Source organism: Bradyrhizobium sp. C9 (genome assembly GCF_002532045.1).
In the GTDB taxonomy this organism is placed as follows: domain Bacteria; phylum Pseudomonadota; class Alphaproteobacteria; order Rhizobiales; family Xanthobacteraceae; genus Bradyrhizobium.
This window is the reverse complement of sequence record NZ_NWTG01000008.1, coordinates 132,112-155,154: the sequence shown is the minus strand read 5'-3', so window position 1 is coordinate 155,154 and position 23,043 is coordinate 132,112. Positions and strand designations below refer to the sequence as shown.

20 protein-coding genes and 1 tRNA gene are annotated in these 23,043 nt (G+C 64.7%); 11 read left to right on the top strand and 10 right to left on the bottom strand.

The genetic code is table 11. The features are described from left to right. The first annotated feature begins 20 nt into the window (after positions 1–20). A complete protein-coding gene (locus CO675_RS19340) occupies positions 21–1,358 on the top strand; it encodes an MFS transporter (protein ID WP_097673485.1) in 1,338 nt (445 codons plus the stop codon). A 97-nt stretch (positions 1,359–1,455) separates the two neighbouring features. Here the strand turns inward: CO675_RS19340 and CO675_RS19335 are convergent, their stop codons facing one another. Continuing rightward, a complete protein-coding gene (locus tag CO675_RS19335) occupies positions 1,456–3,792 on the bottom strand; it encodes a GumC family protein (RefSeq protein WP_097673484.1) in 2,337 nt (778 codons plus the stop codon). Between the two features lie 175 nt (positions 3,793–3,967). Here CO675_RS19335 and CO675_RS19330 point away from each other — a divergent pair, with 175 nt between their 5' ends. The 4 genes from CO675_RS19330 to CO675_RS19315 all read left to right on the top strand — a co-directional run bounded on the left by CO675_RS19330 (position 3,968) and on the right by CO675_RS19315 (position 8,754). Beyond that, positions 3,968–4,606 carry a polysaccharide biosynthesis/export family protein gene (locus CO675_RS19330; RefSeq protein WP_097673483.1) on the top strand — a complete coding sequence of 213 codons (639 nt, stop codon included), beginning with the start codon at positions 3,968–3,970 and terminating at the stop codon, positions 4,604–4,606. Between the two features lie 3 nt (positions 4,607–4,609). Continuing rightward, positions 4,610–5,749 (top strand): glycosyltransferase family 4 protein, encoded by a 1,140-nt coding sequence (locus CO675_RS19325; protein WP_097673482.1) that lies wholly within the window; start codon positions 4,610–4,612, stop codon positions 5,747–5,749. Between the two features lie 115 nt (positions 5,750–5,864). After that, positions 5,865–7,406 (top strand): undecaprenyl-phosphate glucose phosphotransferase, encoded by a 1,542-nt coding sequence (locus tag CO675_RS19320; protein ID WP_097673481.1) that lies wholly within the window; start codon positions 5,865–5,867, stop codon positions 7,404–7,406. Between the two features lie 76 nt (positions 7,407–7,482). Next, complete coding sequence (locus CO675_RS19315) at positions 7,483–8,754, top strand: O-antigen ligase family protein (protein ID WP_097673480.1); 1,272 nt, start codon at positions 7,483–7,485, stop codon at positions 8,752–8,754. Here CO675_RS19315 and CO675_RS19310 read toward each other — a convergent pair. Next, a complete protein-coding gene (locus tag CO675_RS19310) occupies positions 8,726–9,220 on the bottom strand; it encodes a MarR family transcriptional regulator (RefSeq protein WP_198964667.1) in 495 nt (164 codons plus the stop codon). The two genes, CO675_RS19315 and CO675_RS19310, sit on opposite strands and share 29 nt — an antisense overlap. 123 nt (positions 9,221–9,343) lie before the next feature. Between CO675_RS19310 and CO675_RS19305 the strand changes: the two genes are divergently transcribed. After that, the gene (locus CO675_RS19305; protein WP_097673637.1) at positions 9,344–10,543 is read left to right on the top strand and encodes an FAD-dependent monooxygenase; all 1,200 of its coding nucleotides are present in this window, start codon (positions 9,344–9,346) and stop codon (positions 10,541–10,543) included. Between the two features lie 126 nt (positions 10,544–10,669). Here the strand turns inward: CO675_RS19305 and CO675_RS19300 are convergent, their stop codons facing one another. From CO675_RS19300 to CO675_RS19290, 3 genes are all read right to left on the bottom strand, one after another. Continuing rightward, entirely contained in the window at positions 10,670–11,845 is a 1,176-nt protein-coding gene (locus CO675_RS19300; RefSeq protein ID WP_097673478.1) for a saccharopine dehydrogenase family protein, read from the bottom strand. A 119-nt stretch (positions 11,846–11,964) separates the two neighbouring features. Continuing rightward, positions 11,965–12,750: a DUF169 domain-containing protein gene (locus CO675_RS19295; protein WP_097673477.1), complete on the bottom strand. Its 786-nt coding sequence runs from the start codon at positions 12,748–12,750 to the stop codon at positions 11,965–11,967. Positions 12,751–12,841: 91 nt separating this feature from the next. Next, positions 12,842–13,636, bottom strand: coding sequence for a YdcF family protein (locus CO675_RS19290; RefSeq protein WP_097673476.1), 795 nt, complete (start codon positions 13,634–13,636; stop codon positions 12,842–12,844). A 66-nt stretch (positions 13,637–13,702) separates the two neighbouring features. On the opposite strand from CO675_RS19290, the gene CO675_RS19285 reads away from it, so the two are divergent. From CO675_RS19285 to CO675_RS19270, 4 genes are all read left to right on the top strand, one after another. Further along, positions 13,703–14,644: an acetamidase/formamidase family protein gene (locus tag CO675_RS19285; protein WP_097673475.1), complete on the top strand. Its 942-nt coding sequence runs from the start codon at positions 13,703–13,705 to the stop codon at positions 14,642–14,644. 86 nt (positions 14,645–14,730) lie between these two features. Beyond that, positions 14,731–16,557 (top strand): AMP-binding protein, encoded by a 1,827-nt coding sequence (locus CO675_RS19280; protein WP_097673474.1) that lies wholly within the window; start codon positions 14,731–14,733, stop codon positions 16,555–16,557. 174 nt (positions 16,558–16,731) lie between these two features. After that, positions 16,732–16,932, top strand: a complete 201-nt coding sequence (locus CO675_RS19275; protein WP_016844973.1) for a hypothetical protein — start codon at positions 16,732–16,734, stop codon at positions 16,930–16,932. Positions 16,933–16,983: 51 nt separating this feature from the next. Continuing rightward, entirely contained in the window at positions 16,984–17,451 is a 468-nt protein-coding gene (locus CO675_RS19270) for a GcrA family cell cycle regulator (RefSeq protein ID WP_097673473.1), read from the top strand. An 83-nt stretch (positions 17,452–17,534) separates the two neighbouring features. Here CO675_RS19270 and CO675_RS19265 read toward each other — a convergent pair whose 3' ends face one another. The 3 genes from CO675_RS19265 to CO675_RS19255 form a co-directional block, all read right to left on the bottom strand. Continuing rightward, the gene (locus CO675_RS19265; protein ID WP_097673472.1) at positions 17,535–18,497 is read right to left on the bottom strand and encodes an SDR family oxidoreductase; all 963 of its coding nucleotides are present in this window, start codon (positions 18,495–18,497) and stop codon (positions 17,535–17,537) included. Between the two features lie 482 nt (positions 18,498–18,979). Next, the gene (locus CO675_RS19260; RefSeq protein ID WP_097673636.1) at positions 18,980–19,159 is read right to left on the bottom strand and encodes a hypothetical protein; all 180 of its coding nucleotides are present in this window, start codon (positions 19,157–19,159) and stop codon (positions 18,980–18,982) included. A 442-nt stretch (positions 19,160–19,601) separates the two neighbouring features. Next, on the bottom strand, positions 19,602–21,140 hold the full coding sequence (locus CO675_RS19255; RefSeq protein WP_097673471.1) for a porin: 1,539 nt from the start codon (positions 21,138–21,140) through the stop codon (positions 19,602–19,604). A 451-nt stretch (positions 21,141–21,591) separates the two neighbouring features. Between CO675_RS19255 and CO675_RS19250 the strand changes: the two genes are divergently transcribed. After that, positions 21,592–22,104, top strand: a complete 513-nt coding sequence (locus CO675_RS19250) for a MarR family winged helix-turn-helix transcriptional regulator (protein WP_097673470.1) — start codon at positions 21,592–21,594, stop codon at positions 22,102–22,104. A gap of 63 nt (positions 22,105–22,167) precedes the next feature. On the opposite strand, the gene CO675_RS19245 is transcribed toward CO675_RS19250, so the two are convergent. Then, a tRNA-Pro gene (locus CO675_RS19245) sits at positions 22,168–22,245 on the bottom strand. 122 nt (positions 22,246–22,367) lie between these two features. Further along, entirely contained in the window at positions 22,368–22,964 is a 597-nt protein-coding gene (locus CO675_RS19240) for a MerR family transcriptional regulator (protein WP_097673469.1), read from the bottom strand. Positions 22,965–23,043 lie beyond the last annotated feature (79 nt).

Sequence of the window (23,043 nt, the reverse complement as noted above, 5' to 3'; positions counted from 1 at the left end):
GAATCGAAAAACCGGAAGGGATGGGAACGATGAGCGACGATGTCGAGAAGCGCGCAGTCGGAAAGATGATGCGGCGGCTGATTCCGTTCCTCATCCTGTGTTACTTCGTGGCGTATCTCGATCGCGTCAATGTCGGCTTCGCCAAGCTGCACATGAACACGGCGCTTGGCCTCAGCGAAGCCGCCTACGGGCTCGGCGCCGGCCTGTTCTTCGTCGGCTACTTCTTCTTCGAAGTGCCTTCCAACATCCTTCTGGAGCGGTTTGGCGCACGGCGCTGGATCGCCCGCATCATGATCAGCTGGGGCATCGTCTCGGCGGCATTTGCGTTCATCCCGCAGATGTCCGCGGCGAGCGGCCTCTCGAGCGAGTGGATCTTCTACTTCCTTCGCCTGCTGCTCGGCGCCTGCGAGGCCGGCTTCTTCCCCGGCATCATCTTCTATCTGACGCTCTGGTTCCCGACGATCTATCGGGCCCGCGTCATCAGCCTGTTCATGCTCGCGATCCCGATCTCGAGCATCATCGGGGCGCCGATCTCGGGCCTGCTGCTCAACCTGTCCGGCGGCGGTCTGACCGGGTGGCAGTGGCTGTTCATCTGCGAAGCGCTGCCGTCGGTCCTGGTCGGCTTTGCCGTCCTGGCGATGCTGCCGGACTTCCCGCGTCAGGCGAGCTGGCTGCAACCCGACGAGATCAAATGGGTGCAGAACACCCTTGAGACCGAGCGGCAGAAGAAGGAAGCCGTGGAGCACATCTCGGTCATGCAATCGCTTACCGACTCGCGCGTGCTCGCCTGCGCCCTGGTCTACTTCTGCCTCAACGCCGCAAGCTACGGCGTCGCGTTCTTCCTGCCCACCATCATCAAGGCGTTTGGCGTCACCGACACCCAGACCGGATTCATCGCGGCGCTGCCCTTCGTGTTCGGCGCCGTCGGCATGGTGTTGCTCGGCCGCCATTCCGACAAGACCGGTGAGCGGCGCTTCCATGTCGCCGGCGCACTCGTGCTCGCCGCCGTCGGCATTGGCCTCGCCGGACTGGTCTCCAGTCCCGTGCTGATCATCGGCCTGCTCTGCATCGCGCAGATCGGCGTTTCGGCGGTGCCGCCGATGTTCTGGCCGATGCCGGCCAGCATCCTGAACGGTGCGTCGGCCGCGGCCGGCATTGCCGCGATCAACTCGCTCGGCAATCTGTCGGGCTTCGCCGGCCCGTTCGCGATGGGCTATCTGAAGGACCTGACCGGTGGATTCACCGCAGGCCTGCTGCTGCTCGCGGTCGTCGGATTGATCGGCGCCCTCGTCACGATCAGGCTGCGGATCGATCCGGTGCTCGAGCGGGCAGCGCGCGAGCCGATGCTGGCGCACTAGCGCATGATCCGGAAAGCGTGAAGCGGTTTTCCGAAACGATCATTCGAAAATAAAGGGCCGGAGCGCGATGAATTTCATCGCACTCCTGAGACGAGGTTCAGGCCGCCACGACGCGCGGCCCCGCCACGACCGTTTCCGACGGCGCGCAGGGCTTGCTCAGCATCGTCACCTCGGAGAAGCCGACGGCCCTGAGCTGATCGACCATCGAGCGGCGGGCATCCTGCGTCATTCCGGCGTCGGGCACGACGACCGCTTGCGCCTTTGCGGTCAGCAGCTCGGCCGGCAGGTCGACGGCCGTGCCGGCGTCGAGCAGCACATGGTCGTAGACCCGGAGCAGCGCGTCGATCGCGAGCGCCAGCCGCGGCGATTGCAGATGCGCGCGATCGAAGCCCGGACGCCCGGCGCTGACGATCTGAACCCGCGACTGCCGGTCCTTGGTGATGATCTGTGCGAACGTCGCCTCACCCTGCATCAACTCGGCAAGGCCGGGCGCGCCGGGATCGACGGTTGCCGCCGTCAACGCGGGCGACGACGCGACGAGATCGACCACCACGACCTTGGCCTGACGCGCCATCAGACGGGCGAGCGTCAGCGCGGTCAGCGTGACGCTCTCGCCGGCAGCCGGGCCGAGCACCGTAACCTTGTGGGCAGCGGGGCCGGCCGCGACCAGACGTTCGGCCAGCTCATCGATCTCATTGGCCGTCCGGGTAGGCGCGGGCTGCGGATCGCTGATGGCCGGTTCAAATGCAACTGCGGGTTCGGGCCTCAGATCAGGCTGGGGCGACAGGCCCGGTGCGAGCGGAGACGCGATCTCGGGTTCGGGCGGCAGCGTCAGCGTCGGCTCGTCGACAGTTGCTGTCTCCATGACCGGCTCGCGGCGCCGGATCACGGCGGCCGCCGGTGCGAAGGCACGGCCCACCGCGCCCGGAGCGGAGATGCGCAGCAGCTCGCCGGTGATGATGATGCCCGCCGACAGAAGCAGCGTCGCCAGCGTCGCGATCAGCACGATCGGCAGCTTCTTCGGATAGGCCGGCGTGTTCGAGACCGTGGCGCGGGAGATGATGCGGCCGTCGGTCGGCGCCGCCTCGATGTTCTCGCGCGCGGTCGCCTCGCGATATTTGGCGAGATAGGCTTCCAGCAGATCGCGCTGCGCCTTGGCTTCACGCTCCAGCCCGCGGAGCTGGACGTCCTGGCTGTTGCTCGACGACGCCTGCCTCTTCGACTGGTCCAGGCCCGCCTGCTGCGCCTGGACGCGGGCATCGGCGACGCGGGCATCGTTGTCCAGCGAGCGCGAAATCTTGCCGGCTTCCTCGCGCAATTGGCGGTCGAGGTCGGCGATCTGCGCCTTCAATTCCTTGATGCGCGGATGGTTGTCGAGCAGCGTCGACGACTGCTCGGCGAGCTGCGCGCGCAGCGTGCCGCGCTGCTCGGCGAGCCGGCGGATCAGCTCGGAATTGAGCACTTCCGAGGCCTCGATCGGCTTGCCGCCCTGAAGCATCTCGCGGATCAGCCGCGCCTTGGTCTCGGCGTCCGCCTTCAGGGCACGGGCATTGTTGAGCTGTGTGTTCAGCTCGCCCATCTGCTGGTTTGACAACGGGATGTTGTTGGTGCCGACGAACAGGCTCGACTTGGAGCGGAATTCCTCGACCCGCGAATCCGCGTCCGCGACCTTGCTGCGCAGCTTGTCGATCTCGCCCAGCAGCCAGGTGCTGGCGGACTTGGCCTGGTCCTGCCGCGCTGCCTGCTGCAACACCAGATATCCGTCGGCAATCGAGTTGGCGACGCGCGCCGCAAGCTCGGGATCCTCCGACTGGAATTCGATCACCATGACGCGCGACTTGTCGACCGCATAGGCCTGGAAGCGCTCGTAATAGGAATCGAGCACCCGTTCTTCCGGCGTCAGGCTGAACGGGTCACGGCCGATGCCGAACAGCGCCAGCAGCGACTTCAGCGGCGAAAAGCCTCGCAGCACCGGATCGAACTCGGGGCGCTCGGCGAGCTTGTTCTTCTTGATGATATCGCGGGCAAGATCGCGCGACAGCAGCAGTTGCACCTGGCTGGTCACCGCCTCGGCGTCGAGCGAGGTGCGCTCCAGGTCGCGCTCGCCGTTCGGGCGCAAGAAGGCATTCTCGCGATTGTCGATCAGGATTCGCGCTTCCGACTTGTAGCGCGGCGTCACGACGTTGACGGCGGCAAGCGACACCGCAAACACGAGCACGGTCGGCACGATGATCCAGCTTCGCTTGCGCGCCAGCGCACGTCCAAGCACATGCAGATCGAGATCCGTCGCCTCCGGCGGACGCGCCGGCTTGCCAGGAGCTGACATCGAAGAAGCCGGCCTCGCAACGGCCTCGGCGGCAACCGGCGCAGACTTCGGCAACACCCGTTGCACTGCGGCCTTTTCCTTGCCTCTACGCCAGAATGCAAAACGCATAACGAACTCCCGCGGACGCCGCGATTCCATCTCAATGGCCGCGATTACAGTCCATTAAGGTTGCTGCTGGGTTAATCGGAGGAGTTGCCGGATGCGGCGGCCACCACCGCTCCGTCATCGTTTGTTAACCATGAGTGCCGTTAATCGACGCCGATATTGTTGCGGGATTCCTCACATGCGCGACCTGCGCGCTCCCCTCGTTTGTCTGATTGCTGCGCTCGCGCTGTCGGGCTGCATGGGCCGGACGTCGCCGGTCGCCGGCGATCCGGCCATCGATTCGATGGCGTATGGGCAGCCGGCCTTTGCCGCGCCTGCACCAATGGCCGTGGCCTATGCCGACCCCGCGCCGGCGCGCGAGGCTTATAATCTCGGCCCGGGCGACCGGCTTCGCGTCGTGGTCTATGGCCAGGAAGGCCTGACCAATTCCTATGCGATCGATGCAGCCGGCGCGATCACCATGCCGCTGATCGGCTCGGTGCCCGCACGCGGTCGGACGCCTGGCGGGCTTGCCGCCGAGATCACGGCACGGCTGCGCAACGGCTTCATCCGCGAGCCTTCGGTGGCGGTCGAGATCGAATCCTACCGGCCATTCTTCATCCTCGGCGAAGTTCAGGCGCCCGGCCAATATCCCTACGTGCCCAACATGACGGTCGAGAGCGCAGTGGCGATCGCCGGCGGCTTCTCGCCGCGCGCCAGGCGCGACGAGGTCACCCTCACCCATACCGACGCATCGGGCGCCGGCCGCTTCGTCGTTCCCCTGGGCACGCCGATCGGGCCCGGTGACACCGTCTTCGTCGGCGAACGCTGGTTCTGATCGATGGCACAGGATCAAGATCAAGAACGGCCGCTCCGCATCCTGCACGTCGTCCGTGCCCCGGTCGGTGGCATCATCCGCCACATCCTCGATGTCGCCAACGGCCAGATCGAACGTGGCCACCATGTCGGCGTCGTCGCCGACAGCCTGACCGGTGGCACGCGGGCTGACGCGGTCCTCGCCGAGATCGAACCGCGCCTCAAGCTCGGTGTCCACCGGGTGGCTATCCGCCGCGAGCCGCGCTTCGCCGACTTCATGGTCTGGGCGCATATCGCCGGCCTGATCCGGAAGCTGAAACCCGATGTCGTGCATGGTCATGGCGCCAAGGCGGGCGCCTATGTCCGGCTGCGGCGGCGATCGGACAAGGTGATCCGGGTCTACACACCGCACGGCGGTTCGCTGCACTATCCGCTCGACACCTGGAAGGGCCGCTTCTACAGCCAGCTCGAGCGCACGCTGATGAACAGCACCGACCTGTTCCTGTTCGAGAGCGCGTTTGCCCGCGACACCTACCAGCGCACCGTGGGCAAGCCCTCAGGCCTCGTCCGCTGCGTCTTCAACGGCGTCACGTCGGAGGAATTCGAACCGGTCGCCAAGGCCGACGACGCCTCCGATGTCGCCTATGTCGGCGAATTCCGGCGCATCAAGGGCGCCGACCTCCTGATCGATGCGGTGGCGAAACTGCGCGCCGAGGGCAAGCCGGTGACGCTGACGCTCGGCGGCGACGGCGAGGAGTTCGAGCGGCTCAAGGAGCAGGTGAAGCGGCTGTCGCTTGCCGATGCCGTTCGCTTCATCGGCCACGTCAAGGCGCGCTACGGCTTCTCGAAGGGCAGCGTTCTGGTGGTTCCCTCGCGTGGCGATTCGATGCCTTACGTGGTGATCGAGGCCGGCGCCGCCGGTGTTCCGATGATCGCCGCCAATGTCGGCGGCATCCCGGAGATCTTCGACACGCACACCGACGCGCTGTTCGCGCCCAGCAATGCCGGTGCGATGGCCGACGCCATCAAGGCCGCGCTCGACAATTCCACGGCGACCGCGGCACGCGCGCAGCGACTGCGCGAGCGGATTTCCGAACATTTCTCGCAGAGCGCCATGGTCGAGGGCGTGCTGGCCGGTTATCGCGACGCATTTGCCAAACGTTAACCATTTCTTACACACGTAACCGTTTCTTCCGATTTGTCCCCTTAACTCACGTCCAGGGGAATTTCGGTGCTGCGCGCGGATGCCCATCTGCACGCGCAGGAATGGACGTGGACTCGTGGAACCGTTTAACGCACGCTCGATGCTGGATGCCGCTGCGTCCGCGACGGCCGCTCAGCCGCAGGTCGAACGCCGCCGCCGCCTGTCGCCGGCCGCGCTCGCCGTTACCAATCAGAAAGTTCGCAGCGCCTACTCGCCGGTCGTGATCGCCGGCGTGGTTCGCCTCGCCGACTTCGTGCTGCTCAGCCTGGTCGGCGTCGGGCTCTATTTTGCCTACGTCAGGCCGCTCGCCGGCGACATCCATTGGGGCTATATCGCCTCGATCCTCGGCATGTCGGCCGCGGCGGTGGTTTGCTTCCAGGCCGCGGACATCTACCAGGTGCAGATCTTCCGCGGCCAGCTTCGCCAGATGACGCGGATGATCTCGTCATGGGCGTTCGTGTTCCTGCTGTTCATCGGGGTCTCCTTCCTGGTCAAGCTCGGCGGCGAGGTCTCGCGGGTCTGGCTGTCGTCGTTCTTCTGCGTGGGCCTCGCGGTGCTGATCGCCGAACGGCTGGCGCTGCGCTCGATGGTGCGCGCCTGGGCACATGACGGCCGGCTCGACCGCCGCACCATCATCGTCGGCGCCGACCAGAACGGCGAGAAGCTGATCGAGGCGCTCAATGCCGACGATGATTCCGACATCCACGTGCTCGGCGTGTTCGACGACCGCAATGACGCCCGCGCGATGGAGACCTGCGCCGGCTCGCCGAAGCTCGGCAAGGTCGACGACATCGTCGAATTCGCCCGCCGCACCCGCGTCGACCTCGTGCTGTTCGCACTGCCGATCTCGGCCGAGACCCGCATCCTGGAGATGCTGAAGAAGCTCTGGGTGCTGCCGGTCGACATCCGCCTGTCGGCTCATACCAACAAGCTGCGCTTTCGTCCCCGCTCCTATTCCTATATCGGCAAGGTGCCGACGCTTGACGTGTTCGAGGCGCCGATCACCGACTGGGATCTGGTGCTGAAATGGCTGTTCGACCGCGTGGTCGGCGGCCTGGCCCTGCTTGCGGCGCTGCCGGTGCTCGGACTGGTGGCGCTTGCGGTGAAGCTCGACAGCCCCGGCCCAGTGCTGTTCCGCCAGAAGCGCTTCGGCTTCAACAACGAGCGGATCGACGTCTACAAGTTCCGCTCGCTCTACCATCACCAGGCCGATCCGACCGCCTCCAAGGTCGTGACCAAAGGCGATCCGCGCGTCACCCGCGTCGGCCGCTTCATCCGCAAGTCCTCGCTCGATGAATTGCCGCAGCTGTTCAACGTCGTGCTGAAGGGCAATCTCTCGCTGGTCGGTCCGCGTCCGCATGCGGTGCAGAGCAAGCTGGAAAACCGCCTGTTCGACGAGGCCGTCGACGGCTACTTCGCCCGCCACCGCGTCAAGCCCGGCATCACCGGCTGGGCGCAGATCAACGGCTGGCGCGGCGAGGTCGACACCGACGAGAAGATCCAGAAGCGCGTCGAATACGACCTCTATTACATCGAGAACTGGTCGGTGCTGTTCGACCTCTACATCCTGCTCAAGACCCCGTTCTCGCTGCTCACCAAGAGCGAGAACGCGTACTGAGACTATTTGCCGTCGCTGACGCTCCTCGCAAGGACGAGCGTCAGGTTTTGTGCCTGTTGCGTTGCGTGAGTATCCGATGGCCTATGCGGCGACAGCCGGGACGTCCCATTCGCCGACATCGGCGCCGTCAGGCGTGCTGGCGCTGCAGCGGGCGCTGGTGTGGCTCGCCGGCGCGTCGGTCGCCATCGTGTTCATCGAGCCGAGCCCGTATGAACTCGTCACGCTGACCGCCTGCGTACTGTTTTTTGCCACGGGCCTGCGTATGCAACTCGTGTTCATGCCGCTGTTGTTCACGCTGATCGTGCTCAATGTCGGCTACAGCATCGGTGCAGTGCCGTTCCTCGACAAGCCGGAGGTGGTGAACTGGGTCCTCACCTCTTGGTACATGGCCGTCACCGTCATCTTCTTCGCGATGGTGATGTCGGAGGATACCGAAGCGCGGCTCGACATGCTGCGCCGCGGCCTGATCGTCGGCGCGATGATCGCCTCGCTCGCGGGCATCGCCGGCTACTTCCATCTGGTGCCCGGCGGCTATGATCTGCTGACGCTGTATGATCGTGCCCGCGGCACCTTCAAGGATCCGAACGTGCTCGGCGCGTTTCTGATCCTGCCGGCGCTGTTCACGCTGCAAAGCGTCGTCTCCGACCGCTTCGGCAAGGCATTCCGCAACGCCATCGCCTTCGGCATCATCTCGCTTGCGATCCTGCTGTCGTTCTCGCGCGCCGCCTGGGGCGGCCTGATCGTCACCGCGGCCTTCATGCTGGCGCTGATGGTGTTCACCAGCCGGTCGCAGGCGCAGCGCTCGCGCATCATCGTGATGACCCTGATCGCCGCGATCCTGGCCGTTGCGCTGGTCGCGGTGCTGCTGTCGATCGGTTCGGTCGCCGACATGTTCAAGCAGCGCGCGAGCTTCGATCAAAGCTACGACGAGGGCCGCTTCGGCCGGTTCGGCCGCCATATCCTCGGCGCCCAGATGGCGCTCGAGCTGCCGTTCGGCATCGGGCCGCTGCAATTCCACACCTACTTCCCCGAGGACACCCACAATTCGTTCCTCAACGCCTTCATGTCCGGGGGCTGGATCTCGGGCATCTGCTATCCGGCGCTGGTGTTCGTCAGCGCGTTCATCGGCTTCCGCTACGTCTACAAGCGGGTGCCGTGGCAACGCGACTATCTCGCGATCTTCTCTGCATTCCTCGGCATCGCCGGCGAGAGCTTCATCATCGATACCGACCACTGGCGGCATTTCTGGATGATGCTGGGCACGATGTGGGGCATGTACGCGGCCACCGAGCGCACCCGCGCGACACCGGCCGACGTCATCAGCGACGAGACTTCGGCGGCATCCTGAGCTCGGCGCGCTGCTCCGGCGGCATGTCGATCACCGCCTTCAATGCGCCGGTCGCTTCCAGCACGCCCTTGTAGCCGTCATTGGCGAAGCGCAGCAGCAGGCGCAGTTCGTCGTCGGTGTAGCAGCTCCAGAGCTTGAGCATCGCCTCCTGCATCGGCACGTAGAACTTGCCGATCTCCGCCGCCTTTTCCTCCACCACCGAGATGAAGACCTTGCGACGGTCACTCTCGTCCCGCTCGCGGCGCACGTAACCCGCCTTCTCCAAGCGATCGACCACGCCTGTGATCGCGCCGGTGGTCAACCCGGTGACTTCGGCGAGGCGTCCCGCGGTCACCCGCCCTTCGAGGTGCAGGATATCCATGCATTCCATGTCGGAATTGGAAATTCCGGCCATGTTTGCAACGGCTTGGCCGTACATCACGCCCTGCGCGGATGACCGGCGCATCGCCTCCTCGAGTTCCTGCATCAGCGCCGCGCGCGACTTCCCGCTTGACAAAGCTGCTCCTATATCTTACTCGCCCAATATCTTATATACTAAGATAATTAGCAACTGACCTTTCGTGCCCCACACGGATGCATGGAGCAAGGCATGACGAGACGTCCCCGTAAAGCTCTGATCATCGGCGCCGGCATCGCAGGTCCGGTGACCGCGATGTTCTTGACCCGCGCCGGCATCGAGGCCGAGCTCTATGAAGCATGGCCCTACTCCACTGGAATCGGCGGCGGCTTGCAGATCGCGCCGAACGGCATGCATGTGCTGGCGGAGCTCGGCCTCGCCGACGAACTGATCCGCAGCGGCTCGGTCGCGGAGTCGTTCGATTTCTACTCGCAGGCCGGCAAGAAGCTCGGGTCGCTCAATCAGAACATGCAGCAGCGCTTCGGCCAGCCCGCGGTGAACATGTGCCGCGCGACCTTGAACGAGACGCTGATCGACAAGGCCTGGGCCTCCAACGTCTCGGTGTTCTTCGAGAAGAAGCTGGTGAAGATCGAGGATCGCGGCGACCAGCCGGTCATCGCCTATTTCAACGACGGCACCACCGCCGAGGGCGATTTCGTGATCGGCGCCGATGGCGTGCATTCGGCGGTGCGGCGGCACGTGATCCCCGACGGCCCGACGCCGTTCGACACCGGGCTGATCGGCTTCGGCGGCTTCGTGCCGCGGGCCATGTTCGAGCGTCTCTCGATCGGTCAGAAAGTGGAGACGACCTTCGGGCAAAGCGGCTTCTTCGGCTACGGCCTGTGCAGCCCCGATCCGGACACGGGTGGGATGTGGTGGAGCACGCAGCCGTCGCACGGCATGACCGCGGCGGCCTACCGGCTGCAGAGCCAGGACGCGATCAGGCAGCATCTGCGCGATTTCCACGCCGGATGGCACGCGCCGATCCCCGAGATTATCGAGGCTGCCGAAAACATCGTGGTGACCGACACGCTCGACGTCGCGACGCTGCCGACCTGGTCGCGCAAGCGCACGCTGCTGATCGGCGATGCCGCGCACGCCACCAGCCCGCACGCCGGCCAGGGCGCGTCGCTCGCGCTGGAGGATGCGCTGCGGCTCGGCATGCTGATGCGCGACGGCCAGGAGCTCGGCCTGACGTTCCAGGCCTTCGAGCACGAGCGGCGCCCGCGCGCCGAGAAGATCGTGGCGATCGCCCGCCGCAACGGCAACAGCAAGCGCGAGTTCGGCCCGACCGGCGCCTGGCTGCGCGATCATTTGCTAAAGCTGCTGCTGCCGGTGTCGTCCAAGGGCATGGACTTCATGTATGCCTATAATCCGCGCGCGGCAGCGTAGTCTCGACTGTCATCACCCGCGCATGCGGGTGATCCAGTATTCCAGAGACCGCTGTGCTCGAGCCGAGAGGCCTCGGCGTACTGGATCGCCCGGTCGAGCCCGGGCGATGAACAAGAGGACGCGAAGTTACTTCTCGACCTCGAACGTCAGCCCGGCGTGATCGACCAGGCGCTTGATCAGCTTGTGCTGCATCGCCGCTCCCGGCGTCCAGAAGCCGGCGGCGACGTCGGGCGCGTCGCGCAACAGGCAGATCGCGCATTCCGAGATCATCTTCGAGGTCGAGCCGTAGCCGGGATCGCGATCGCCCTTGACGCCGGCACGGACCATGCGGCCGTCGGGCGCCACCGCGAGATAGAGCAGATCGTAGCGGCCGTTCTCGCGCTCTTCCTTCGACGGCCCCTCGCCCGGCTTCGGCGCGCTCGGCCCGGTCTTCTCGGAATTCAGCGCCATCACCCGCTTGGCGATCGCTTCGCCCTTCTCGCCCGGACCGGTCAGGACCATCTCGTCGTAGACGAACTCCTTGCCGTAGGGAAAGCCCATCAGCATGTTGGAGCGGTGGACGTTGCGCGTGTTGATCAACGCCATCATGAACGGCGCGGTCCATGAGTGCAGGTCGTCCTCATAGGCCGGCTTGCTGCCGCGCGGCTGCTTTGGGCCCTCGAAGCCCGGCGTCAATGCAAACGGGTTGTTGAGGATCGCAACCAGGCTCAAATCCTTGGCGACCGCATCGAAGGTAGCCTTGGCGCTCGCGGCGGTGCCGCCGGACAGCGTGCCGCGCATGTCGCGCACCCGGCCCTTGACGCGCTGCGCCGGCGCACCGAACACCCGCTTGGCTTCTTCCTGGACGAAGAAGGCGCCGAGTTCGAACGGCACGGAATCGAAGCCGCAGGAGAACACGATCCGCGCGCCGCTGGCCTTTGCGGCGGCCTCATGCTTGTCGATCATCTGCCGCATCCAGACCGGCTCGCCGCAGAGATCGAAATAGTCGGTGCCGCTGTCCACGCAGGCGGCGATCAGCTCATTGCCATAGAGCTGATACGGACCGACCGTCGAGATCACCGACCTGGTCTGCGCCAGCATCGCCTTCAGCGATGCGCCGTCGCTGGCATCGGCGACGATCAGCGGCGTGTCGGCAGGCGCGCCGATCGCATCACGAACCGAAGCGAGCTTGTCCTTGCTGCGGCCGGCCATCGCCCATTTCAGGCTGCCGTCGCGATAATGCGCCGCGAGATATTCGGCGACGAGCTGGCCGGTGAAGCCGGTTGCGCCATAGACGACGATGTCGAGTTTCGACGAGGACATGGATCGGGCTCCCTGCGCAGCAAAATGGGCGCCCCTTTTGTCATCGCGGGCGCGGCGACGCAATCCAGTATTTCCTGCTGCTATTTCCTGCTGCTATTTCCTGCTGCTATTTCTTGCCGCTATTTCTTCGCATAGGACACGCCCATGCCGGCGCGGACGTCGGCCTGGATGCCATAGGGTGCGATCGGGTAGCGCAAGCCGTTCTTGGCGAGTTGCTTCATCCCCGCGATCGCCTTCGCCAGATAGGCCGGCGGCAGCGCCATCAGCATCTCCTCGTCGGGCACGCCGCCATAGCGGCGCTCGGCGAAGCACGGCAGCGACAGGCTCGGCTCGCCGGTCTTCAGCGCCCGGCCCCACGAGTCCGCGCACGCGGTTTCGCCGACCACGCCCCACTCGAACTTCTTGTAGCCGGTATACTGCAGCCCGTTGATCAGGATGATCATCTGTCCCGGCGTCGCATAGACGAGGCAGATGTCAGGCGGATTGAGACGTCCGCTGGTCAGCGGGCTCACCGCCATTGCCTGGTACCGGCCGTAAGGCACCACGTCGAGCGCCTCCTGGCGCTTGCGCGCGTCCTCTGCCGTGCCGTGCCAGACGCCGACGTAGTTCTCGCCGGCAAGCCACTTCTCGTCCTGCGGCGCGAGCCCGATCACCGCGCGGCATTGCGCGCCGACCAGATCATCGCCGGTGATGCCGACGGTCCAGCCGAGCCGCGAAGCCATGCTGACGATCTGGTCGGTGGTATGGACCGCCGACGGGCGGCGGATCTTCGGGATCGCCTCCATCTCCTCGACGCGCGCGAACATCTTGATGCCGATGACCGTGGTCTTCAGCCGCAGCAGGTTGTTCAGGTCGGCCACGATTGCGGAGAGGTCGAACTGTTCCGGCGGTGTCTGCTGTTGCATAGCGAAAAACTCCCGTGATCGGCGGCTTGGCGCCGCCTGTTGATTTGATGTTAGCCGGATTGGCCGAGGGAAGCGACAAGCTCGTCGCGCGTCAACGTGCGGCCGGTCCCGGCAGCAAATCGTCGGTCTTGCCCGCCAGATGATAGGCAACCAGCCCGAGCCACTCCCGCGTGCCGAGATCGGTGCGCGACAGCCCCTCGACCGCGAGCGTCGCGAAACTCGCGACATTGACGACACGCCAGTCGACCGGATAGGCCTCGACGTTGAATCCCGCCTTGCGGAACAGCCCGACCGACCGCGGCATATGATAGGCCGACGTCACGAGCAGCCAGCGCTCACCCGGCTTGGGATCGACCAGTGCCTTGGAGAATTCGGCGTTCTCCACCGTGTTGCGCGAGCGACGCTCGATGATCCATCGCGATTTGGCAATGCCGAGGCTCTCGAACATTTCGGCGGCGTAGTCGGCTTCGCGCGCGTCATTCGAGATCAGGTTCGCGCTGCCGCCGGTGAACACGAGACGCGCGTTCGGATATCTGCGCGCGAGCGCCGCCGCCGCGATGACGCGATCCGCCGCAGTGCGCACCACCGGCGTGCCGCGCGCTACCGACAGATCGGCATCGATCGAGCCGCCGAGCACGATGATGCCGTCCGGCGCGCCGCGCGAAGCGTCCCATGGCGGGAAGCGCTGCTCCAGGATGGAGATCAGGACGTTGCCGAGCGGCGAGAAGCCGCAGATCGCGAGCAGCAGCAGCGAGCCGACCATCAACCTGCGGCCGAGCCGGGCAAACCGCGTCAGCAGCAGAACGGCGCCGATCACGCCGATACCGATCAGGAGATTGATCGGCAACAGCATGATGCCGAGCGTCTTGGAGAGCACAAAAAACAAGGGAAGCCTCTGCGAAGTTCTGCTACAGCGTCATACGCTGTCGGGAATGCAATAAAAAGCAGTCACATGACCCATCATCATCTGAAGTCCAGTCCCGAAACCTGCCACTGGGGCTTCTTCGAAGCAAAGCTGAAACCGGTCCTGACCATTGCGAGCGGCGACGAGGTGACGATCGAGACCGTCAGCGGCGGCCTCGACGTGGTGCCCGACCGCGGCAAGTTCGTGGTGCCTCCGGAGCTCGACGACATCCATGCGAAGTGCGAGCGGATGGTGCCCGGGCACATCCTGACCGGACCGATCGCGGTCCGCGGCGCCGAGCCCGGCGACGTGCTCGAGGTCGATATACTCGACGTCCAGCTCCGGCAGGACTGGGGCTACAATCTGATCAAGCCGCTGTCCGGCACCCTGCCCGACGATTTCCACGAGACCCGCATCCTCAACATCCCGCTCGATCGCGCGCGCATGGTCGGCCGCATGCCGTGGGGGCTCGACCTGCCGCTGAAGCCGTTCTTCGGCGTGATGGGCGTGTCGCCGCCGCCGGCCTGGGGCCGCATCTCCTCGCTGATCCCGCGCGCGATGGGCGGCAATCTCGACAACAAGGAGCTCGGGGCCGGCGCCAAGCTGTATCTGCCGGTGTTCGTGCCGGGCGCGCTGTTCTCCTGCGGCGACGGCCATGGCGTGCAGGGCGACGGCGAGGTCTGCGTCACCGCGATCGAGACCGCGCTCACCGGCCGCTTCCGCCTGACCCTGCGCAAGGACCTCAAGCTCACCTATCCGCGTGCCGAGACCGCCAACCACTACATGACGATGGCGATGGATCCCGATCTCGACCAGTGCGTGGTGCGGGCGCTGCGCGACATGATCGTGCTGCTCGGCGAGAAGCGCAATCTGTCGCGCGAGGACGCCTATACGCTGTGCAGCCTGGCTGCCGACCTGCGCGTCACGCAAACCGTCAACGGCTCCAAAGGCATTCACTGCATGATCGCCAAATCGGTGGTTCACGGCTGACGCCGGTCGATAAGCCGCACTTGTGTTCCGCAAGTGCGGCTCGATACAATCCCCGTCCCAACGAACAAAAATGGACGGGGACGGATATGCTCAAGGACAGGCTTTCGCCGGCCGACGAGGCTGCGCGCGACAAGGAGATGCGGGAGACGCTCGCCGCCTGCCCGCGCATCCTCGATCTCATTGCCCGCGGCCCGCAGGGCGCGCCGGACGCCGAAGCCGCGATCTATCTGCGTTCGCCGCTCGATCCTAATCCGGTCGTGATCTCGAACGATCATTTGATGGGCTGCATCAAGGCGGCCGAAACCTATTTCCGCGGCCAGGGCATCGGAAAGGACGATGCGGTCGCCGTCCTGGTGCCGGCGTGCCCGGCGACCGTGGTTGCGATCTTCGGCGCAGCCGCCTGCGGTGTCGCCGAGCCGCTCAATCTGCTGTTCACGCGCGAGGCGATCGTCGCGCAGCTCAACGCCATCAAGGCAAAGCTGTTGCTGGCGCCGTCGCCCGGCATGCCGGGCGGGCTCTATGAACGGGTCGAAGGCTTGCAGCGCGAGGTGCCATCACTCAAGCGCATCGTGATCGTGCCGCTCGACGGCAGCATTGCGTTCGATGGCGAGGTGCTGCGGCCCGATCCTGCATGGCGCGACGACTACGGCAAGTCAAAGGACATGAGCGAGGCCGACCGGGTCGCGGTGATGCTGCCGACCGGCGGCACGACAGGTCATCCCAAGGTGGCGCGGCTGACCAACCGCGCGATGGTCGCCTCCACCGTGTCCTCACGAATGGCACTCGACTTCCATCGCGGCGAGCGCGCGATGATCACGATGCCGCTGTTCCATGTCGGCGGCCTGTTCTGCACGACGGCCAATTGCCTTTCCGCCGGCACGACGATTTTCATCCCCGGCCCGGCCGGCGCCCGCGATCCGTCGCTGATCACGCATTTCTGGAAGATCGTCGAGAAGTACCGCGTCAACATCTCCGGCAACGTGCCGACCACGCTCGGGGCGCTGGCCGACATCCCGGTCGCGGACAGCGACATCTCGACCCTGCGCGTCACCGCCACCGGGGCCTCGATCTGCCCGCCGGAGATCGAACGGCGCTACCTTGCGACCTGGGGCGGCTCCTGCATCCAGCAGCTCTACGGCATGACCGAGCTCGCCGGCGCCATCACCCATGACGTGCACGGCATCAAGCCGCGCGCCGAGAGCGTCGGCACGCGCAATCCGCTGGTCGAGCTGGCGATCCTTGACGGCGGCAAGCTCAACACCGGGCCGTGGCCCTCGCCGGTCGGCGAGCTCCTGACCAGAGGTCCGCAGGTGTTCGCCGGCTACGTCGACAAGAAGCAGACCGAAGAGGCGTTCCGCGACGGCTGGCTGCGCACCGGTGACATTTGCCGGATCGACGCCGACGGCTTCGTCTACATCCTGGGCCGCGCCAAGGACGTCATCATCCGGGGCGGCCACAACATCGACCCGCGGGCGATCGAGGATGCCGCGTTGGCGTTTCCGGGCGTGGCGCTGGCCGCGGCCGTCGGGCGTCCCGACAGCTATGCCGGCGAAGTGCCGATGCTGTTCGTCTCGGCGCAGCCCGGCGCCCATATCGATCCGAACGCGCTCGCCGCCTTCGTGCAGGACAACATCCTGGAGCCGCCGGCGCGGCCGCGCGTGGTGTCGGTGATCCCCGAGATGCCGGTCACGCCGGTCGGCAAGATCTTCAAGCCGAAGCTGCGCGAGATCGCCGCCGGCGAGGCCGCGCGCGAGCTGCTGGCTCGGGAAGGCTTGTCCGGCGAGGTCAGCGTCGAGGCCATCACCGACCCGTCCCGCGGGCTGTACCTGAGTGTGAGCGCGCCGGCGGACAAGGCCGAAACAGCTGAACGGCTGCTCAAGAAGTTCCCGGTCAAGGTCGAGTTACGATCCTAATACACTCATTTATCTAGCTAATTTGAAAGTGGCGCCGCGCCGGAACCAGCTTCCGGCGCGCGCGAAGCCGCGCGTCCAGCTTCGCAGTTGACGGCTTGACGGATCGCCACATTCCTAAATAGACTCTAAATAGATACTTTTCAGTACAGCCGTTCAGGGTTAAGCGTTTTCTCCATGGCTACAGAAAAGGCCGAAACCGACCGCGTCCCGGTCACGTTGGCGCTCTCGACCATTGGTTATCTCGAGAAGCTGGTGAGGCAGGGCACCCACGGCACGAGCGTCCCGGGCGTCGCACGGACATTGATCGAGGAAGGCATTCGGCTCGCCATCAAGGACGGGTTGCTTGCAATCCGCGACAACGGCCGCACGCCCTGACGGGGACGTGTGCCGGCGCGGCGGTTCAACACAGAACGTGGAACCGTCAAAATGATTACCATCGAGCCGACCTGGACGCCCGAGCGCGTCGACCAACTCAAGACCTACTTTGAAGCCGGCCTCTCCTGCCGCGACATCGCCGTCAACATCGGTGTCAGCCGCAATGCGGTGATCGGCAAGCTGTCGCGGCTGAACCTGACGCGCACGACGCCGGACGAACGCCGTGCCAGGCGGAAGAAATCCACCGCGCACGCCGCGCAGCGGGCGACCGCGAAACAGCAGCTCCGGCTGCTTCAGGCGGTCTACGAACAAGTGCCCGACGATGCACCGATCGTCAGCGCCAACAACTGCTCGCTGCTCGAGCTCAGCGAGCAGCGCTGCCGCTGGCCGATCAGCACACCGGGCGCCGATGACTTCTGCTTTTGCGGCAACACGCCGCTCGGCGGCATGCCCTATTGCTCCGGGCATTACCGCCTCGCCTATCAGGCGGGATCACGCCAGCGCGCGATGCGCGGGTAGTTCGATCGCATCACAAAGCATCTACCCCCGTCATCCCCGCCCAAAGGCTTTGCCTTTGTGCGGGGGCGCCAGGTCTTCTGTAATCACCCGACCTTCCAGCCGGTCGCCGCCACGATGCCCTGGTAGAACTCCGGCGTGTAGGCCTGCTCCGGGGTCGTGCGCACGCGCTCGTCGAGCAGATGCGCATCGTCGCCGACCAGGATGCGCCAGCGATCGGCCTTCACGCCGTCGAGGATGATCTTGGCGGCGGCAGCGGCCGACGTCGGTGCCTCGTCGTGGAAGATGCGGGCACGGTCGAGCGCGAGCTGCTGGATGTCGGCATCCGACATCTTGGCGACGTCGATGCCCTGCCCCTGCAGACGCTGGCGGGCCTGCCTGAGCTCGTCGGGATTGAGCTGGTCGGCGCCATTCTGCACCTTGCGCGAGTTCGACACGATCGAGGTACCGATGTGACCGGGCATCACGACCGAGCATTTGACGTGCGGCGCGTTGAGGCGGAGATCGTTGATCATCGCCTCGGTGAATCCCTTCACGGCGAACTTCGCCGCGCTGTAGGCGGTGTGTGACACGCCCATGCCGACCGACGCCCAGAAGCCGTTGACGCTCGAAGTGTTGACGATGTGCGCCTCGTCGGCCTTCACCAGCAGCGGCAGGAAGGTGCGGACGCCGAGATAGACGCCACCCCAGCAGATGTTGAAGGTGCGCTCCCACTGCTCGCGCGTGTTGGTGAACAAGCTGCCGCCACCGCCGATGCCGGCGTTGTTGAACAGCAAATGGATCTTGTCGGTCGCCTGCTGCTCGATCAGCTCATCGCGAAACCGCTTGTAGTGATCCTCGATCGAGACGTCGGCAACATGGGTGGTGATGCGCAGGCCCTGCGGCAGCTTCTCGACCTCGCACAGCCGCTTGGTCTCGGCCATCGCTTCCATCGAGACGTCGCACATCGCGACGTTGCATCCTTCAGCGACGAGCTGCCGTGCCAGTTCGCGCCCCATGCCCGTGCCGCCACCGGTGATGACGGCAATCTTTCCGGCAAAATCCTTCATCTGAGATCCGTTCCTTCCTTGATTCCTGCCTGCTTGTTCTTGGTTTCGGCTGGAGCGCGGATCGCAGTCCCGGCCGCTCGGCTGCGGCACTCTACATCACCGAATTATCGCGCAGCAACGGCGCCCACCGACCACGCGCACGTGTGCCGCCGGCAGCAGATCGAAATCATTCCGCGAAGCGAACAATCCGATATCGACCAGCGGAGACAATGGTCGTGCGGATCCGGAACAGAATGATTGCAGCAAAACTGACGGCGATCGCGGCCGGCATTTCCGCAGCCTCCGAGATCGCATCGCTGAAGCTGCGCGAGCGCACCTGTACCGACAGCTCACGCTGATAGATCAGACAAGCACAGAAGCGGCATGGCACGATACATCGTCATCGCATACGGGCTCTCGGCTGCCGCGACGATGTCGCCCGATCTCGGACACCTGTCCGCGAATTCCGTGAGCGGCATGTCGAAGCGCGGGACCGCTCCGCGCTACTCGGCAGTCTCGATCCGCACCGGCGCTCGCCGCCGCAGAACGCCGCCGGCAACGCTCAAGGCAAGCTTGAGCAGGCCGCGCCACGAGAAGTCGACGACGACCTCATGGTGCCGCAAGCCCTTGCCGCCCTTCACCAGCCCGAGATCCCGGATCAAGCAGTAATGGCCGCTGCTCATCCGAGCCAGGCGGCTGTTCTTGAAGCGTGCCATGAATGACGAGAATGCACTGCGGATCGATTCCGTCAAATCTTGACGGCATCGAATCGACCACACGACGTGAGCCTGCTTTGCGGACCGCAGTTTGTGACGGCCGCGCGCGTCACGATCGGCGGCGGCGGCCTGCGCCTTGAATCAAAAACCTCCGGCAGGGCATTGCCGGAGGTTTGGGAGGCTTAGCATGAGCTAAGAGCCATCATTCAATGTGTTGGCCGCCACGTATATAGTTTAGTAGATCAGGTAAGTAAATAAATTTGCCGCGAATGAATCGCATGGCACGTCTTCGTTGTTCGCTTGGACCGAAATGACGCAGCCAACCTTCCGCTACCAATTCCAGTCGAAGAAAAAACCCCGGCAGTTGCCTGCCGGGGTTTCTCTAGGATCGTGATCAGATCAACCGGTATTACCAGTTGCGCTGAGCGCGGAAGAGCATCTGGACAGTGTCCTGATTCTTCAGCTCGTAGGTCGCGGTCGGCTTGCCGACAGCAGCAGCGGCCGTGGTGATCGTGCCGGCATACTTCTGATCGAGGTGCGAGTAGGTCACGTCGGCCGAGAAGGTCAGGTTCTTGACCGGGGTCCAACGGGTGATCACGCCGATCTGCCCGATGTTGTAGTCGGGGTTGCAGTTCGTGATGCCAGCGCCACCGCCGAAGGCCGCACGGAAGGTGCCACCCACGCCACCAACGCCGCAGATGAGCGACTTGGCTGTGTCGTTGTACATGATCGAAGCAAAAGCGCCGTACAAGCTGGTGTTCCAGTAGGGATCCCAGTTGTGGGTGTACGCACCGCGCATACCCCAGGTCTTCACGCTCTGCTGCTGGCCGCCGGGGCCGAACACCGTGTCAGGCGCGGTGCCGAAGCCGACGCTGCCGTACACACCCGGGAGGCTCGAACCGCCATAGATCGCGATCGAGCCGGCCTGGCTGGCCAGTTCCTGGATGTTGTAACGGGTCGCACCGTCCGTATAGACGCCCTGGATGTTGATGGTGTCGCCAGGCCCGGTCGGGATGTTCTTGATCGACAGGGCCAGTGCACCAGCCCAGCCCCACTTGTCGTCCGGATGGCCGGTGACTTCGGTGGCGCCGTAGTAGGCTGCGTGGTTGTCATGCGCCGCGATCGACGCCTGGAAGATACCCCAGGCCTGGTCGACCTTGAGCGCAGCGACGAAGTCCGGCGCGATCGTGCCGGCATAGTCGCTCGAGCCGTAAGCGCCGGCAACCGAGAGGTTGTTCACGCCAGCCTGCATGTAGGCAGCCTGGTCCTGCGCCGACAGAGCCAGCGACACGCCGTTGCCGAACTGTGCGGTGTAGGTGAACTGGTTGATGCCGTTGGTGGTGCTCACGCCGCCGACGAGACCGTCGTAGTTGTTGCCCGGATAACCGTTCCAGGGAGCAGCGAACTGCGAGACCGCCTTACCCATGGTGAAGCCGGCGAACTGGATGAAGGCGTAGTAGACGCCAACCGTACCGGCGGCAACGTTGCCCGAACCAGCGTTGTTCGGCGCAGAGGACGTGCCGATCGGCGAATAGATCGTCGAACCGGCGGCAGCGCCCGGACCGTAGCTGTCCGTGGTCCAGGTGAACACCGCGTCGAAGTAGGTACGGACCACGCCGTACTCGGTCGCGGTGCGGGTGTCGATGTTGAAGTCTTCACGCGAACGCCAGGTGTAGCCGTTGGTGAAGCGGTTGTTGGCACCGCTGGCGCCATTGTAGTTCGGGCCGTAGACGCTGTTGCCGTTCACAACGACGTCGGCGCGAACGAAGCCGCCCAGCTTGATGCAGGTGTCGGTGCCGGGGATGTAGTAGAAGCCCGGACCATAGAGCGAGCAAACCTTCACGTATTCGACCGCTTTGGCCTTAACGGGAAGATCGGCTGCCTGTGCCCCGCCGACCGCGACCAGCGCGGCGGCCGAGCCCAGAATAAGGCTCTTCGCCAATTTCATATTAAACCTCCAAGTTGCTCATATGCGTAGAGTCCGGGCCGCGAGCGCCCCGTGATCCTCCCGCATTGTCCAAGACCGTTTTCCCCAAACCTCGCACCCTCAGATCAATCTGTGAGTGCGACGGACTTGAACGATCACCGCAACGGGACGATCGAGATTCCCCTACCGCCGGGTTCAATATGCATGGGCGAGTTCGCCAAACAAAATAGTTTATAAAGTCAGGAATGCGAATGCGGCCACACTGTGTCCCGCCAGCAACGCTCGACGTAAGCCCCTTACCTGCATGGGCAAATTTGTCGCACCCCAAAAAGTCCAATCGTCACACACGCATCATAATTGCTTTACGTTCACTTGCCTTCCTGAGCGACTTACTAGAAAAAACGTCTGCCGACGCGAGAAGCAAGAAATAAATCAGCACAAAGCTGAGTCGGCACCTAGGGAAGGGGAAGCTGTGTCAGTGACCAGGAAGGATCCGGCGCGCCTGCGCGCCATCGAGCATCTCGACATCATCAAGCGCTTTACGCTCGAGATCTCGTCCATCAACTCGCATCTCGAACGGGTCCGCCAGCTGTGGGGCAAGGCGCTTGGCGTCAGCGGTCCGCAATGGATGATCCTGATCGCGATCTCGGACCTCGACAAGGATGACGGCGTGCCGATCAACGTGGTGTCGAAGCTGCTGCATGTCGATCCGTCGTTCGTGACCACGCAGTCCAAGCTGCTCGAGCAGAAGGAACTGCTGCGTCGCGCGCCCTCTCCGGCCGACGCGCGCGTGGTCCGCCTGTCGCTGACCGACAAGACCCGAAAACATCTGGCGGGCCTCTCCGGCCAGCACAAGGCGTTCAAGAAGACCGTGTTCGAGGAATTCAGCGAGCCCGAACTGGCCGAGTTCACGGCCAAGCTCGCTATGCTCAACAACCGCCTGGAAAAGGCCTGCCTGATCGCCGCGATGGACTTCGAGACCTGACGATTGCCGCATCGGGGTGCAAACAGCGCCCGAATGCTCTCAAAAATCGCGTGCTTTGAAAAATGGTCGGAGCGAGAGGATTTGAACCTCCGACCCCTAGTCTCCCAGACTAGTGCGCTAACCGGGCTGCGCCACGCTCCGATGCCGTTCCATTAGCTGCGATCCTGCGTTCGCGCAAGGCAAAGCAGGCCTTTGAAGCCTGCAATTGGGACCCCGGTTCCCATGGCAGCTTGCTTGGAAGCTTCCTTGGCAGCTTCCTTGGCTCAGCCGTCCTTCATCGCCGCGTCGATCAGCTGCCGGCAGGCGACCAGCTCCTGCAGCGCGCGTTCGAGCTTCTCCCGGTCCACTGGCGGAACGGAAGGGCGCACCGGCGGCGCAGCGGACGCCTTGCCCGGGTGGGCGTGCGCCTTCTTGTAGGTCGACAGGATCGGGTCCTCGTCGGGATCGACGAATCGGTAGTCGATTCCCCCCTCGTCGCCGTCGCCTTCCTCGCCGTCGAAATCGAGGCCGTCATTGCTCCCGAGGTCGTCGGGCTCGGCCATGCTGTTGCCGACCGCCTCCTCGACCGCGCCGAACGAGACGGCCGCGGTCTGGTCGGCGATGCCCTGCACCGACTTGATGCCGTGCTCCTTCAGGATCCGCTGCACGCCGCGGATGGTGTAGCCCTCGCCATAGAGCAGCCGGCGGATACCCTTGAGCAGGTCGACGTCGTCGGGGCGATAATAGCGGCGTCCGCCGCTGCGCTTCATCGGCTTGATCTGCGCGAAGCGCGTTTCCCAGAATCTCAGCACATGCTGGGGAATATCGAGCTCATCTGCGACTTCGCTGATGGTACGGAACGCATCCGGCGCCTTGTCCAAATGCCCGCTCCTCTGGCTTCAATGCCTGGAGCCGTTTCCGTTCCGATTGAATGGGAACGGGCTCCAGATTCTGGTTTGG

Coding starts and splice junctions, on each gene's coding strand:
- CO675_RS19340 (WP_097673485.1), top strand. CDS start 21: ATGGGAACGATGAGCGACGATGTCGAGAAGCGCGCAGTCGGAAAGATG.
- CO675_RS19335 (WP_097673484.1), bottom strand. CDS start 3,792: ATGCGTTTTGCATTCTGGCGTAGAGGCAAGGAAAAGGCCGCAGTGCAA.
- CO675_RS19330 (WP_097673483.1), top strand. CDS start 3,968: ATGCGCGACCTGCGCGCTCCCCTCGTTTGTCTGATTGCTGCGCTCGCG.
- CO675_RS19325 (WP_097673482.1), top strand. CDS start 4,610: ATGGCACAGGATCAAGATCAAGAACGGCCGCTCCGCATCCTGCACGTC.
- CO675_RS19315 (WP_097673480.1), top strand. CDS start 7,483: ATGGCCTATGCGGCGACAGCCGGGACGTCCCATTCGCCGACATCGGCG.
- CO675_RS19310 (WP_198964667.1), bottom strand. CDS start 9,220: ATGCAGGAACTCGAGGAGGCGATGCGCCGGTCATCCGCGCAGGGCGTG.
- CO675_RS19305 (WP_097673637.1), top strand. CDS start 9,344: ATGACGAGACGTCCCCGTAAAGCTCTGATCATCGGCGCCGGCATCGCA.
- CO675_RS19300 (WP_097673478.1), bottom strand. CDS start 11,845: ATGTCCTCGTCGAAACTCGACATCGTCGTCTATGGCGCAACCGGCTTC.
- CO675_RS19295 (WP_097673477.1), bottom strand. CDS start 12,750: ATGCAACAGCAGACACCGCCGGAACAGTTCGACCTCTCCGCAATCGTG.
- CO675_RS19285 (WP_097673475.1), top strand. CDS start 13,703: ATGACCCATCATCATCTGAAGTCCAGTCCCGAAACCTGCCACTGGGGC.
- CO675_RS19280 (WP_097673474.1), top strand. CDS start 14,731: ATGCTCAAGGACAGGCTTTCGCCGGCCGACGAGGCTGCGCGCGACAAG.
- CO675_RS19275 (WP_016844973.1), top strand. CDS start 16,732: ATGGCTACAGAAAAGGCCGAAACCGACCGCGTCCCGGTCACGTTGGCG.
- CO675_RS19270 (WP_097673473.1), top strand. CDS start 16,984: ATGATTACCATCGAGCCGACCTGGACGCCCGAGCGCGTCGACCAACTC.
- CO675_RS19265 (WP_097673472.1), bottom strand. CDS start 18,497: ATGAAGGATTTTGCCGGAAAGATTGCCGTCATCACCGGTGGCGGCACG.
- CO675_RS19260 (WP_097673636.1), bottom strand. CDS start 19,159: ATGAGCAGCGGCCATTACTGCTTGATCCGGGATCTCGGGCTGGTGAAG.
- CO675_RS19255 (WP_097673471.1), bottom strand. CDS start 21,140: ATGAAATTGGCGAAGAGCCTTATTCTGGGCTCGGCCGCCGCGCTGGTC.